Annotated in this window: 13 protein-coding genes and 1 pseudogene; 9 read left to right on the top strand and 5 right to left on the bottom strand. The window is 74.2% G+C overall.

Annotation, left to right across the window (positions count from 1 at the left end):
• The first annotated feature begins 3 nt into the window (after nucleotides 1-3).
• From ACYVHQ_RS08120 to ACYVHQ_RS08095, 6 genes are all read left to right on the top strand, one after another.
• Nucleotides 4-1,734, top strand: a complete 1,731-nt coding sequence (locus ACYVHQ_RS08120; RefSeq protein WP_460511918.1) for a dihydroxyacetone kinase family protein — start codon at nucleotides 4-6, stop codon at nucleotides 1,732-1,734.
• A 33-nt stretch (nucleotides 1,735-1,767) separates the two neighbouring features.
• Complete coding sequence (locus tag ACYVHQ_RS08115) at nucleotides 1,768-2,253, top strand: ribose-5-phosphate isomerase (RefSeq protein WP_460511916.1); 486 nt, start codon at nucleotides 1,768-1,770, stop codon at nucleotides 2,251-2,253.
• A 1-nt stretch (nucleotide 2,254) separates the two neighbouring features.
• Nucleotides 2,255-3,097: a triose-phosphate isomerase family protein gene (locus ACYVHQ_RS08110; protein WP_460511914.1), complete on the top strand. Its 843-nt coding sequence runs from the start codon at nucleotides 2,255-2,257 to the stop codon at nucleotides 3,095-3,097.
• Nucleotides 3,094-3,915, top strand: a complete 822-nt coding sequence (locus tag ACYVHQ_RS08105; protein WP_460511912.1) for a sugar phosphate isomerase/epimerase family protein — start codon at nucleotides 3,094-3,096, stop codon at nucleotides 3,913-3,915. The genes ACYVHQ_RS08110 and ACYVHQ_RS08105 overlap by 4 nt, the downstream gene beginning before the upstream one ends.
• Nucleotides 3,908-4,822, top strand: a complete 915-nt coding sequence (locus tag ACYVHQ_RS08100) for a phosphogluconate dehydrogenase C-terminal domain-containing protein (RefSeq protein WP_460511910.1) — start codon at nucleotides 3,908-3,910, stop codon at nucleotides 4,820-4,822. The genes ACYVHQ_RS08105 and ACYVHQ_RS08100 overlap by 8 nt, the downstream gene beginning before the upstream one ends.
• Nucleotides 4,823-4,931: 109 nt before the next feature.
• Complete coding sequence (locus ACYVHQ_RS08095) at nucleotides 4,932-5,972, top strand: glycosyl hydrolase family 18 protein (protein WP_460511908.1); 1,041 nt, start codon at nucleotides 4,932-4,934, stop codon at nucleotides 5,970-5,972.
• 58 nt (nucleotides 5,973-6,030) lie between these two features.
• Here the strand turns inward: ACYVHQ_RS08095 and ACYVHQ_RS08090 are convergent, their stop codons facing one another.
• From ACYVHQ_RS08090 to ACYVHQ_RS08075, 4 genes are all read right to left on the bottom strand, one after another.
• Entirely contained in the window at nucleotides 6,031-6,489 is a 459-nt protein-coding gene (locus tag ACYVHQ_RS08090) for a hypothetical protein (RefSeq protein WP_460511906.1), read from the bottom strand.
• 83 nt (nucleotides 6,490-6,572) lie between these two features.
• Nucleotides 6,573-7,259 (bottom strand): response regulator transcription factor, encoded by a 687-nt coding sequence (locus ACYVHQ_RS08085; protein WP_460511904.1) that lies wholly within the window; start codon nucleotides 7,257-7,259, stop codon nucleotides 6,573-6,575.
• Nucleotides 7,256-8,599 carry a sensor histidine kinase gene (locus ACYVHQ_RS08080; protein WP_460511902.1) on the bottom strand — a complete coding sequence of 448 codons (1,344 nt, stop codon included), beginning with the start codon at nucleotides 8,597-8,599 and terminating at the stop codon, nucleotides 7,256-7,258. Before ACYVHQ_RS08080 ends, ACYVHQ_RS08085 begins: the two co-directional genes overlap by 4 nt.
• A gap of 71 nt (nucleotides 8,600-8,670) precedes the next feature.
• Nucleotides 8,671-10,746 carry a serine hydrolase domain-containing protein gene (locus ACYVHQ_RS08075; protein ID WP_460511900.1) on the bottom strand — a complete coding sequence of 692 codons (2,076 nt, stop codon included), beginning with the start codon at nucleotides 10,744-10,746 and terminating at the stop codon, nucleotides 8,671-8,673.
• Between the two features lie 238 nt (nucleotides 10,747-10,984).
• On the opposite strand from ACYVHQ_RS08075, the pseudogene ACYVHQ_RS08070 reads away from it, so the two are divergent.
• From ACYVHQ_RS08070 to ACYVHQ_RS08060, 3 genes and pseudogenes are all read left to right on the top strand, one after another.
• Nucleotides 10,985-11,554, top strand: a pseudogene (locus ACYVHQ_RS08070) (recombinase family protein).
• Entirely contained in the window at nucleotides 11,551-12,096 is a 546-nt protein-coding gene (locus tag ACYVHQ_RS08065; RefSeq protein ID WP_460511899.1) for a DUF4265 domain-containing protein, read from the top strand. The pseudogene ACYVHQ_RS08070 and the gene ACYVHQ_RS08065 overlap by 4 nt, the downstream one beginning before the upstream one ends.
• 145 nt (nucleotides 12,097-12,241) lie before the next feature.
• Nucleotides 12,242-12,787: a uracil-DNA glycosylase family protein gene (locus tag ACYVHQ_RS08060; protein WP_460511897.1), complete on the top strand. Its 546-nt coding sequence runs from the start codon at nucleotides 12,242-12,244 to the stop codon at nucleotides 12,785-12,787.
• Here the strand turns inward: ACYVHQ_RS08060 and ACYVHQ_RS08055 are convergent.
• On the bottom strand, nucleotides 12,788-13,101 hold a 314-nt coding region (locus tag ACYVHQ_RS08055; protein WP_460511895.1), incomplete at its 5' end, for a LysR substrate-binding domain-containing protein.

Raw genomic sequence — 13,101 nt, 5'->3', positions numbered from 1 at the left:
GACATGACCCGCCTCTTCAACGCCCCGAGCGACTTCGCCGACGAGATGATCGACGGCTTCGTCGCCGCCAACCAGCGCTGGGTGCGGCGCGTGCACGGCGGCGTCGTGCGCGCCACGCGCTCGCGTCCCGGCACGGTCGCCCTCGTCGTGGGCGGTGGCTCCGGCCACTACCCGGCCTTCGGCGGCCTGGTGGGGCAGGGGCTCGCCCACGGCGCGGCCCTCGGCAACCTCTTCGCCTCGCCCTCGTGGCAGCAGGTGCGGTCGGTGGCCCGGGCCGCGTCGAGCGGCGGCGGCGTGCTGCTGAGCTACGGCAACTACGCCGGCGACGTGCTGAACTTCGACGCCGCGCAGGCGAAGCTCGTCGCCGAGGGCATCGAGACGCGGACGGTCCGCGTGACCGACGACATCTCGAGCGCCCCCGTCGCCGAGCGGTCGCGCCGCCGCGGGATCGCGGGCGACCTCACGGTCTTCAAGACGGCGGCCGCCGCCGCCGAGGAGGGCGCCCCGCTCGACGAGGTGGTCCGCCTCGCCGAGCGGGCGAACGACCGCACGCGGAGCTTCGGCGTCGCGTTCTCGGGCTGCTCGCTGCCCGGGGCGGACGAGCCGCTGTTCACGGTGCCGGAGGGGCGCATGGCCGTGGGCATGGGCATCCACGGCGAGCCCGGCATCGGCGAGGCCGACGTGCCGACCGCCGACGGCCTGGCCGAGCTGTTCGTGTCGTCGCTGCTCGCCGAGCTGCCCGACGACGTCGCCGAGGCCCGGGGCCAGCGCGTCGCCGTGCTGCTCAACGGCCTGGGCTCGGTGAAGTACGAGGAGCTCTTCGTCGTCTACGCGAAGGTCGACGCGCTGCTGCGCGAGGCCGGCGTCGAGGTCGTCGAGCCCGAGGTCGGCGAACTGGTCACGAGCTTCGACATGGCGGGCGCCTCGCTCACCCTGTTCTGGCTCGACGACGAGCTCGAGCGACTCTGGTCGGCCCCCGTCGACGCCCCCGCCTACAAGAAGGGCAGCGTCGACGCGGCCGACCGGCTCGACGACGCGGCGCTCGAGGCGCTCGTCGCCGACGACGTGCCCGAGGCGTCGCAGGAGTCGCGCGACGCGGCCCGCCTCGTCGCCACCGCCCTCGAGACGGTCCTGGCCACGATCGAGCAGCACGCCGACGAGCTCGGCCGCATCGACGCGGTCGCCGGGGACGGTGACCACGGCATCGGCATGCTCCGCGGCGCGACCGCGGCCGTCGCCGCCGCGCAGGAGGTGCTCGCGCTCGGCGCGGGTGCCGGCACCCTGCTCGACCGTGCGGGCGACGCCTGGTCCGACCGGGCCGGCGGCACCTCGGGCGCGCTCTGGGGCTCGGCCCTGGCCGCGCTCGGTGCGGCCGTCACCGACGACGCGGCACCCACCCGGTCGTCCGTGGCCCGGGGCGTCGCCGCCGCGAAGGACGCGATCCTCGAGTTCGGCGCCGCCGTGGGCGACAAGACCATGGTCGACGTGCTCGTGCCGTTCAGCGACGTGCTCGGCGCCGCCGTCGGGCGCGGAGACGACCTGCCGACCGCGTGGTCGGAGGCCGCCGCTGCCGCGAGCTCCGCCGCCGCCGCGACCGCGGACCTCCTGCCGCGGATGGGGCGCGCGCGCCCCCACGCCGAGAAGAGCCTCGGCACCCCCGACGCCGGCGCGACGTCGCTCGGCCTCATCGTCACGGCCGTGGGCGGCGTGCTCGCCGCGCCCCGCGCCTCCTGACCCACCTCCCGCACACCCACGAAGGGCACCACCATGGCTGACCAGCTGCGCATCGTCGTCGGATCGGACGACGCCGGGTTCGACTACAAGGAGATCCTCAAGGCCGACCTCGAGGCGAACGGGATCGTCGCGAGCGTCGTCGACGTCGGGGTCGACGCCGACGGGCACACCGCCTACCCGCACGTCGCGGTCGACGCCGCGCGCATGGTCGCCGCCGGCGAGGCCGACCGCGCGATCCTGATCTGCGGCACCGGCCTCGGCGTCGCGATCGCGGCGAACAAGGTCCCCGGCGTCCGTGCGGTCACCGCGCACGACTCGTTCTCGGTCGAGCGCGCCGTGCTCTCGAACGACGCTCAGGTGCTGTGCATGGGCCAGCGCGTCATCGGCGTCGAGCTCATGCGCCGCCTGGCGAAGGAGTACCTCACCTACCGCTTCGACACGAGCAGCGCCTCGGCCGAGAAGGTCGCCGCGATCTGCGAGTACGACGGGTCGAGCGCCCCGGTCGGCCTCGACTCCTGACATGACGACGCCCGCCGCCGTCCCCCGGTTCACCATCGGGGTGAGCCTCAAGACGTACTTCACGCACGCGCGCACGATCGCGTGGGCGACCGAGCTCGCGGCCCTCGCCGAGCGGCACCCCGCCGTGCGGCGCGGCGTCGTCGAGCTGTTCGCCGTGCCGACGTTCCCCTCGCTCGTGCCCGTGCGCGAGGCGCTGGCCGGGGGCCCGGTGCGACTGGGCGCGCAGGACGTCGCGACCGACGACGCGGGCGCGTTCACCGGCGAGGTGAGCGCCGTCGAGCTCGCCGAGATCGGCGTCACGCTCGCCGAGATCGGCCACGCCGAGCGCAGGAGGCTCTACGCCGAGGACGACGCGATGGTCGCCGCGAAGACGGCCGCCGCCCTCCGGAACGGCCTGACGCCGCTGCTCTGCGTCGGCGAGTCCGAGCGGGCGCCCGTCGGCGTCGCCGCCCTCGAGGTGGCCGACCAGGTCGAGTGCGCCCTCGTCGAGGCGCAGGCCGCGGGGACCGTCGGGCCGCTGCTCGTCGCCTACGAGCCCGTCTGGGCGATCGGGGCCGCCGAGCCCGCACCCGTCGAGCACATCGCGGGCGTCGTCACGGCGCTCGAGGCGCACCTCGCCGACCTGCCCGGCCTCCGGGGCAGCCGCGTGATCTACGGCGGCAGCGCCGGACCCGGCCTGCTCACCGCCCTCGGCGGCAGCGTCGGCGGGTTGTTCCTCGGGCGCTTCGCGCACGACGTCGCCGCCGTCGAGCTGATCCTCGACGAGGCGCTCGCGCTCGTCGACGGCGACGCCGGTGCCGCCACGGACGGCGACGCCGACGCGTCGACGGAGGTGGCGCCGTGATCGGCCTCAGCACCTACGCGTACTTCTGGCGCATGTCCGATCGCGTGCCCGCGCCGATGTCGCTCGACGACGTGCTCCGCGACACGGCCGCCCAGGGCCTCCGCCTCGTCCAGATCTGCGACCACGCACCGCTCGCCGGGTACTCGGACGAGCAGCTCGTGACGTTGCGCGCCCTCGCCGACGAGCTCGGCCTCACGATCGAGCTCGGCACGCGGGGCACCGCCCCGGCGGTGCTGCGTCGGTACCTCGAGCTCGCGGTCGCCCTGCGCGCCCCGCTCGTCCGCAGCATGTGGACGGCCGGCGACGACCGGCCCGACGCCGCCGAGACCGAGCGCCGCCTGCGCGAGGTCGTGCCCGAGTACGAGGCGGCGGGCGTCACGCTCGCGCTCGAGACCTACGAGCAGGTGTCGTCGGCGGACCTCGTCGACGTCGTGCGCGCCGTGGGCAGCGACCGGCTGGGCATCGTGCTCGACCCCGCCAACACGGTCGCCCGCCTCGAGCACCCGGACGACGTCACGGCGCGCTGCGCCCCCTACGTCGCCAACTGGCACGTCAAGGACTTCGCGTTCTCGCGCAAGGACGGCTGGGTCGGCTTCGCGCTCACCAGCACGCCGCTGGGGGAGGGCCTGCTCGACCTCGACGGGATCGCCGCCGCCCTCGCCGCCGCCGACAACCCCCACGTCGCCCGCGACGGCGGCGTGCACCGGGTCGTCGAGCACTGGCTGCCCTGGCAGGACGACGCCGCGACCACCACCCGGCTCGAGGCCGCGTGGACCACTTCGACCATCGACCACCTCAGGAGGAAGAACCATGACTGACACCCTCGACACCACGACCGCGGCCGTCACCCACGCCGACGGCCAGGGCTCGGCCGACGTCCGCGTCGCCGTGATCGGCGCCGGCGGCAAGATGGGCCAGCGCGTCTCGAACAACCTCGCCAAGAGCTCGTACACCGCGCTCTACAGCGAGGCGTCGCCCGCGGGCGTCGAGCTCATCGAGTCGCTCGGCCGCACCGTCACCCCCACCGACGAGGCCGTGGCCGACGCCGACGTGGTCATCCTCGCGGTGCCGGACGTGGTGCTCGGCACGGTGAGCGAGCAGGTCGTCCCCGCCATGAAGACCGGCGCGATCATCCTCACCCTCGACCCGGCGGCCGCCTACGCGGGCCTCCTGGCCGACCGCGAGGACATCCACTACGCGGTGGCGCACCCCTGCCACCCGTCGGTGTTCCTCGAGCGCACCACGAAGGAGGAGTGGGCCGACACGTTCGGCGGCGTCGCGGCGCCGCAGGAGGTCGTCGCCGCGCTCGAGGGCGTGGCCGAGGACTCGCCCGTGCGCGAGCTCGCGACCCAGGTCATCAGCACCATCTACGCGCCCGTGATCGCGGTGCACTACGTGACCGTGAAGCAGCTCGCCGTGCTCGAGCCCACGCTCGTCGAGACGATGGCCTGCATGATCGGCGCGTTCCTCAAGGAGGCCCTGGAGGAGACCGTCGACGGCGTCGGCGTGCCCTACGAGGCCGCCCGCGCCATGCTCTACGGCCACACCTGGATCGCGCTCACCAACGGCCTGCGCGGCTCGAACCCCTTCTCGGACGCCTGCCACATCGCCATGGACTACGGCCGCGAGTCCATCGTCAAGGACGACTGGAAGAAGATCTTCGACGACAGCCAGCTCGACTCGGTCATCGCGCGCATGCTCAAGATCGACGCCGTGCGTCGCTGATCCCGCCGTACCGCGCAGGAGGCGCGGGTCACGTCCTCGACGCGGCCCGCGCCTCCTGCGCGTCCGGCGGCGGCCCGGAGCGGCACCGCGCGCGGGGTACGGTGACGCCATGACCCGACCCCTCCGCGCGGCCCGGGCACCCGTCGTCGCGCTCGCCGCCGCCGTGCTCCTCGGGGCGACGGCCTGCACGCCGCTGCCCGCCTCCCGCGCCTCGGACGACCCGGACGCCCCCACGGGCGACCCGACGTTCTCGGTGGTGGGCTACGCCGAGTGGTCGACGACCGAGGCCCAGCTCGACGCGAGCGCGTCGGCGCTGACGTCGGTCGTCGTCGACGGCGTCAACGTGGCGGCCGACGGGCGCACGGTCAGCGCTCCGTCGCAGGAGGCGCTCACCCTGCTCGCCCGGGCGCACGACCGCGGGGAGCGCGCCGAGCTGCTCGTCGGCAACTTCGACGAGGAGCTCGGCGACTTCTCGCCGGCGATCACGGACGCCCTGCTCGGCTCCGGGGCGAACGTCGACCACGTGGTGGAGCAGCTCGTCGCCGAGGTGGAGCGGCACGGGTGGGACGGCGTCACCGTCGACCTCGAGAGCCTCACCGGCGCCCACCCCGACGGGCTGACGACGCTCGTGTCGCGGCTGGGCGCGGCCCTCGACGATCGCCAGGACGTCTCCGTCTGCCTGATGGCGACGACGGGGTCGTACCTCGACCTCGGGTACGACCTGGCGGGCCTCGGTGCCGCCGCGGACCACGTGGTGCTCATGGCGTACGACCAGCACGGCCCCACCTGGAACGGGGTCGGACCGATCGGCGGGACGCCCTGGGTCGAGGCGACGCTGGCCCCCCTGCGGGAGGCCGTCCCGGCGTCGACGATCCAGCTCGGCGTCGCCGGCTACGGGTACACCTGGCCCGCGGAGGGCACGGGCGAGCAGGTCTCGGTCGAGGTCGCGCGCACGATGGTCGCCGACGCGGGCGCCGACGCGACCTGGGACGACGAGCAGCAGGAGTGGCACGCGACCCTGCCCGACGGCACCGAGACGTGGTGGTCCGACCGGCGCTCGTACGAGGCGCGCCTCGGGCTGGCGCGCGAGGCCGGCCTGGGCGGCGTCGCCGTCTGGTCGCTCTCGCTGGCGGACCCGCTCACGCACTGACCGCCTAGGAGGCGTCGGTCGCGTCCTCGACGCGGCCCGCGCCTCCTGCGTCGCGCGGTCAGAGCACCGCGCTGGCCGCGAGGGCCACGATCGCCAGCAGGGCGACGAGCGCGGTGACCTTGCGCAGCCGACCGAAGGTCGTGCGGCGGGGGACCTCGTCGAGGTCGTCGTCGGCGTCGCGGAGCTCCGGCGGGAGGGCGGCCCGGGCGCGCTCGCGGCGGGCCAGGAGGTCGCGCTCGCGCTGGTCGTGCAGCTCGCGCTCGCGCCGGACCCGGACCTCGTGCTCGTGCTGACGGTCGAGCGCGACGAGGGCCTCGAGCTCGCGGTGGCGCTCGAGCGACCAGGCGTCGAGCTCGGCCTCGGTGGGGCGCTCGGACGAGGAACCCGTCGCGGACGTGCCGGTGGGCTCGGTCGTCGGGCCGCTCGCGGGGGCCGACGCGTGCCCGGCGTCGTCCCGGCGGGCGGGATCGGGCTCGGCCGCGGGGTCGCGCCCGTCGTCGGTGCCGTCCTGTCGCATGCGAGCCCCTCCGTCGTGGTCGTGCTGCCCCAGGGTACGACCCGACGCCCGTGCGCCGCCCGTCCGCCCCCGGTCGCCGGGCCTCAGGGCAGCAGGCCCGACCGGTACGCCCAGATCACGGTCTGCAGCCGGTCGCGGGCGTCGAGCTTCGTCATGACGCGCGTGAGGTGCGACTTGACGGTGCTCGTCTCGATGACGAGCCGCTCGCCGATCTCGTCGTTCGACAGGCCCTCGCCGAGCAGGCGCACGATGTCCTGTTCGCGGGGCGTGAGCACGTCGACCGGGGGACCGGACGCGGTCGCCGCACGTCGCCGCGAGAACTCGGCGATGACGCGTCGGGTCGTGGCGCCGTCGATGGCACCGCGGCCCGAGGCGAGCGCCCGGACGGCACCCACGAACTCGTCGGGCTCGCAGTCCTTGAGCACGAACCCGCTCGCACCGGCCTCGAGCGCGCCGAAGACGTACTCGTCGAGGTCGAACGTCGTGGCGACGAGCACGGCAGGAGTCGCGGCCCCGGCCCCCGCGGTCCCGTCTCCTGCGCCGCCCCCGTCGCCCCCGGCCGTGATCGCGCGGGTCGCCTCGATGCCGTCGCCGCCCGGCATGCGCACGTCCATGACGACGACGTCGGGCCGCTCGCGCCGGACCAGGGCGACCGCCTCGCGACCACCGGCGGCCTCGCCGACGACCTCGATGCCTCCTGCCGTCTCGAGCACGACCCGGAACCCGGTGCGCACGATCGACTGGTCGTCGACGAGCACGACGCGGATCACGCGTCGGCCCCCTCGTCCTCGGTGCGCTCGAGCGGCAGGTCGAGGCGCACCCGCCAGGTGCCGTGCGCAGTGGGCCCGGCCTCGAGGCGGCCGCCGACGAGCGCGGCGCGCTCGCGCATGCCCACCAGGCCGTAGCCGGGCTCGTGCGAGGCGCTCCCCGCGGGCGGGAGCACGTGCTCGACCTCGACGCGCAGCCGGTCGGGCGTGGTGCTCGTGGTCAGCGTGACGGGCAGGCCGGCGGCGTGGCGCCGGGCGTTGGCCAGGGCCTCCTGCACGGTGCGGTAGGCGGTGACGTCGGCGAGCGGGGCCAGGGTCGCGGCCGCTCCCTCGTCGCGCCGCTCGACCTCGGTGCCGGAGGCGCGGGCCGCGTCGAGCAGGCCCGGCACGTCGGCGAGGCCCGGCACCGGCACCGTTCCCGTCGCACCCTCGCCCGTCTCGCGGAGGATCCCCACGATGGAGCGGAGCGCGTCGAGCGTCTCGCGGCCCTGCGCGCGGACGCTGCGGAGCGACTCCTTCGCGCGCTCGGGGTCGACGTCGACGAGGCGCTCCGCCGCCCCGGCCTGTACGACGAGGCCGGTGAGGTGGTGCGCGGCGACGTCGTGGAGCTCGCGCGCCATGCGGGTGCGCTCGGCCGCGACGGCGGCGCGGGTGCGGGTCGCCTGGTGCTCGAGTGCCTCGGCGCTGCGGGCGCGGACGTCCCGGTCGTGCGCCCGCCGCAGGGCGACCCAGGAGCCGACCGCGGCGCTCGCGCCGAGGATCAGCACGCCGCTGGCCACGAGCGTGAGCGCCTCGACGACCACGCCGCCCGGCGCGAGCTGGTCCACGGGCACGCCGGGGAAGAACGCGCGGGCGCTGCCGGCGGTCCCGGCGAGGGCACCGACGATCGTGACGACGAGCGCCCCGAGCACGATGCCGACCGTGCGCACGGTGGGCAGCAGCAGGCCGACCGTGTAGGCGGCGACGAGGGGCGCCGCGGTCCAGAGGGCGACCCCGCGGGGGGCCACGGCCAGGATCAGCGCCTGGAGGACCGCGACCGCCAGGAGGGTCGCGACGGGTGCGCGGCGGCGCAGCGCCAGGGGCAGGCACTGCGCGACCGCGAGGGCGCAGGTGGCCACGATCTGCTCGGGGGGCACCACGCGGGTCGCCCCGTAGAACTCGCCGTAGGCGACGAGCACGCCGAGGAGGCCGAGCGTCACGACCGCCCAGGTGACGGCGAGCACCGTGTCGCGGCCGAGCTCGCTGCGGATCCCGACGCGGTCGAGGCCGTTCCGGACCCGCGGGCCGAGGCCGCCCCGAGGGGCGACGGTCGGCCGGGCGGGGACGGCGTCGGAGGTGGTCACGGGTCGAGCATGCCAGGTGGTGGCGTCGACCTCGTCGGCGCGGCCGTGGCCGCCCGTGCGCTCGTCGCGCATCAGAAGCTCACGCTCGGCGCCAGCAGGCGGTAGGCGATCGCGACCCAGGCGAGGGCGACGAGCGCCAGCACCACGAGCACGCGACCCGTGACGGCGGCGGCTCCGCGGCGCTCTCGGACGGCGCGCCAGGCGGCGATCGCGGCGGGGACGATCGCGACCACGCCGAGCAGCTGGAGCACCTGCAGCACGCGGAGCAGGGCCCCGGGCACGGCCTGGTACGACAGCGCCTGCACCGCGACGACGGCCCAGCCGAGCAGCGCGACGAGCGTCGCCACCTGGCCCAGGCGCGACAGCAGGAGGCTGCGGCTGCGGCGTCCGGACGTGCGGGCGGGCACCGCGGCCTCGTCGCCCCGCGGCGAGCGGCGACCGATGCGGGCGAGGGCGGGCGCCGGCCAGGCGACGACCGAGATCAGCAGGACCACGATCGCCGCGATCGTCGCGGGCAGGACCAACGAGGCGGAGTGCAGGGCGTCCACGCGGAGCAGCGTGAACGCGCCGCCCCACGAGATCGCGGAGACCTGGTCGCCCTCGACGCGGGTCGCGAGCACGGCGTCGCCGCCGACCTCGCGCCAGGCGTGCGGCCCGACCTGCTCGTAGACGCCCGTCGTCACCCCGATCGGCTTCGGCGTCACCGCGACCGTGCCGTCCGCGCGCGGGACGACCGTGGTCTGGCCGCTGAGCTGGAGCAGGGCTCCGGGGTTCGTGGCCGGGGTGCGCGACGACGCGTAGGTGCCGGCGAGGGCGGCGGCGTCGGTGCCGGAGGTGCCGGAGCCGGCCGCCTCGTCGGCGGGGCCGGTGGCGGGGGAGGGCGAGCCTCCTGCCGTCGTGGCGTCGGTGCCCGCGTCGCGCAGGTAGCGGTCGGCGAAGCCGTCGAGGACGGCGGTGCGCAGCTCGTGCGAGTCGAGGGCGGAGCGGCCGTTGCCGTTCAGGCTGAGGAAGATGCCCGAGTCGTGCTCGGGGAAGATCCGCATCGCCGTGTGGAACACCGTGGTGTCGCCGTCGTGGCCGAAGGCGGGCACCCCGGGCGTGCTGTCGTCGAAGAAGCCGAGGTCCATGCGCTGGCCCTCCGCGAAGCTGCCGAGGTCGTCGTCGCCCAGCGCGGGACGGTGCATCTCGTCGAGCGTGGAGGTCTCGAGGAGCGCCCGGTCGTCGGGCAGCTCGCCGAGCTGCGCGAGCATGAACGTGGCCATGTCGGCCGCGGTCGACGACATGGACCCGGCGGGGGCCGCGTTGACGACCTCGGTCGGCACGGAGGGCTGCGAGTCGTCGGGGTAGCCCTTCGCCAGGCGCTCGCCGAGGTCGTCGGGCAGCGGCTGCGCGAACGTCGACGAGGTCATGCCGGCGCGGTCGAACACCCCGTGCTGCAGCGCGTCGGCGAACGGCTCGCCCGTGACGCGCTCGACGACGTAGCCGGCGAGCGAGGCACCGTAGTTCGAGTACGACGGCGTCGTGCCCGGGGTGAAGACCTGCGCGGGCGGGTCGGTGGTCACGACGTCGCGCAGGGGCAGCTCGTCGCCGGGGGTGCCGATGAGGCCGGCGATGACCTCCTCGAAGCCTGCCGTGTGCGTGAGCAGGTGGCGCAGGGTGACGGTGCCCTTCGGGGTGTCGAGGTCGAAGTCGAGGTACTGCTGCACGTCGGCGTCGAGGTCGAGGCGCCCTTGCTCGACGAGCTGCAGGACGGCCGTCGCCGAGACGACCTTCGAGACGGAGCCGATGCGGAAGAGCGTGTCCTCCGGGTCGACCGGGCGGGCCGGGGAGCCCTCGGTGCCGGTGTCGGCGACGCCGTAGCCGCGCTCGGTGAGCACCTCGCCGTCGGCGACGACCGAGACCGTCGCGCCGGGGATGCCGCTGTTCCTCAGGCCGGTGGCGACGACGCCGTCCAGCCAGGTGTCGACGTCGTCGCGGGTCAGCTCGTGCCCGCCCGGCTGCGACAGCGGCGGGGCAGGAGGCGGCGGGTCGGTGGACTCGGCCGGTGCGGTGGTCGCGCACGCCGCGAGCGGCAGGGCGACGAACAGCCCGACGAGGGCTGCCGTGAAGCGGGTGCGGCGCGTGGTGCGCAAGGTGCGTTCTCTCATGCCTCGAGCCTCGCGGGGACGCCGCCCCCGCACCGGGTGCAGGAGTCGGGACCTCGCTTGCGACCTGAGTCGCAGGTGGGGGTGCGACCAGGGGTGTGCGGTGGTGGGTCGTTCATCGGGACACCTTCTCGAGCTGCGCTCGGTCGGCTGAGGTCAAGTGGGGCCTGGCCTGCGCATTCGCGTATGCCTGTCCCGCAAAAATGCCCGGTGGCGGGGGTTCAAACGCTACAGTCATCGGATGCTCATCGGATAGGCCCGCGTCTCGACGTCCGGACAAGATCTAGCAGCACAACGCGACGGTCTTGCAGCACTGGGTGTTGACGATCAACACGTGCACGTTGACCACGGGCTATCGGGGACGACGCGAGCACGCCCGGGACTCCGCGAAGCGCTAGCTGCATGCCGTGCCGGGGACGTCCTCGTGGTCACGAAGCTCGACCGCCTCGCCCGCTCGCTGCGCGACGCGACGGACATCGCGGACGAGTTGACGAAGAAGGGTGTCGCCTTGAACCTTGGGGGAGCGGTCTATGACCCCACCGACCCGGTAGGCCGGCTCCTGTTCAACGTGCTCGGCATGGTGGCCGAGTTCGAGGCCGACTTGATCCGGGCCCGCACCCGGGAGGGCATGGCGATCGCGAAGGCCGCTGGCAAGCTCCGCGGCCGTAAGCCCAAGCTGACTCCTTCGCAGGAGAAGCACCTCGTGCAGCTGCACCGCACCGGCGCCCACACCACCAGCGAGATCGCCGAGCTATTTGGTGTCGCCCGCTCGACGGTCTACCGTGCGATCCAACGAGGGGAGCAGGCATGAGGAACTTTTTCCGGCGAGGTAAGACCGCCCCGGCGCAGTCTGAGGCGCCAAGGCAGCCATTCGCTGGCGAGCCAGAAGCTTCCGCCACAGAGCCCTACGTCCGTGTCCGTGTGCGGCTCGAACAGCACGACGGCTGGCCGCCTGCCGAGTCGGAAGGCCTGTGGGCGCAGGAGCGCCCGGGAGGGACCTACCTACTCGCGAACACCCCGTTCTTCGCCTTTGGCCTCTCTAGCGGCGATTTAGTCCGTGCGGCGCCCGATGACGACGGCGTGATCTGGTTCACCCAACGAGTCCAGAGAGGCGGCAACCTCACGGTGCGGATCATCACCACCGACCCGGCGGACCCCAACCAGGACGTCGTGGCAGAGTTCGAGCCCCTAGGGGTAAGCGGCGAGAGTATGGAGCGTCCTCGTCTGCTGGCTCTCGATCTGCCACCAGGCTCGGACCTCACCAGCGCCAAGACGTTGCTCGCCGCCGGTGTCACCTCCGGCCGCTGGCACATCGAGGAATCCGACATCAGCGAGGAGTGGGCCGCTCTCTGACGGGCCGCCGTTAGCGTCCGATGAAGGATCGCCCACTGAGTCACTTGCTGTGGTGCGAGCGCACTCGGAGTGGAGGCCGTCGTGGTCGTTCCGCATCGTCGGTGAACGTGGGCGGAAACGGTGCTCACGGTCGTACCGTCGAGGGATGCAGCAGCCCAGCGGCCTCGATCGGCTCGTATCGGAATGGCGGAGCTCCGGACCAGGAGGTGGGCGCTTCGTGCCGGGCTTCGACCCATCAGGTGGAGGAGCAGCGGCGAAAGTTCTCGTGCTGATGGAATCACCCGGTCCTGCCACGATCAGGCAGGGCGAGGACGCGATCAGCAGTGAGGACAACCCGGGGCCGACGGCGTCAGCGTTCAGGCGAGCACGGATCGAGTCGGGTCTGGGCAGGAGCGTCTACCTGCGATGGAACATCGTCCCGTGGGCCCTTGGTCGGGCGCCGACCGTCACCGATCTCGAAGACGCACGCCCTGCCCTCGCTCAGCTGCTCGGTTCTCTGCCGCAGCTGCGAGCGATCGTGACCTTCGGCACTCCGGCCCTGACGGGCGTGATGAGGTACTTCACCCTGGAACCGCGTGCGAGGGTCCTTCCCGTGCTCGCGGCACCCCATCTGTCGCCGGCGAACGCCACCCGTGCCGGCGAGAAGCACCTGCGGGCCGTCACGGCCCTACGGCACGCTTCGCTTCTCTGATCATCTCGCCGAGGAGTGGGGGCTGTGCTGCAACGTGGCGATCACGGCGAGGAGATCCCGTGCCCCGGCGCTCGGACTTGCCGACCACACGGCGCGAAACGGTCGCCTCAGGTCGACGGCTGTCGGGACGGTGACGAGGCGCCCGGCGCGGAGGTCGTCCTCGACCAGCAACGAGCTGATGACTCCCGGGCCCACACCGCCGGCGATGGCCGCCCGGATGGCGCCCGTCGACGACAGCTGCGCAGCGGGTTCTGCCATCAGGGCAGGGTCGATCCCCAGGGCGAGCTCGAGGGTCCGGCGGGTGCCCGAGCCCG

This window comes from Frigoribacterium salinisoli, assembly GCF_054781095.1.
Note: the sequence above shows the minus strand (reverse complement) of the source record. Positions and strands in the feature narration are given on the sequence as shown.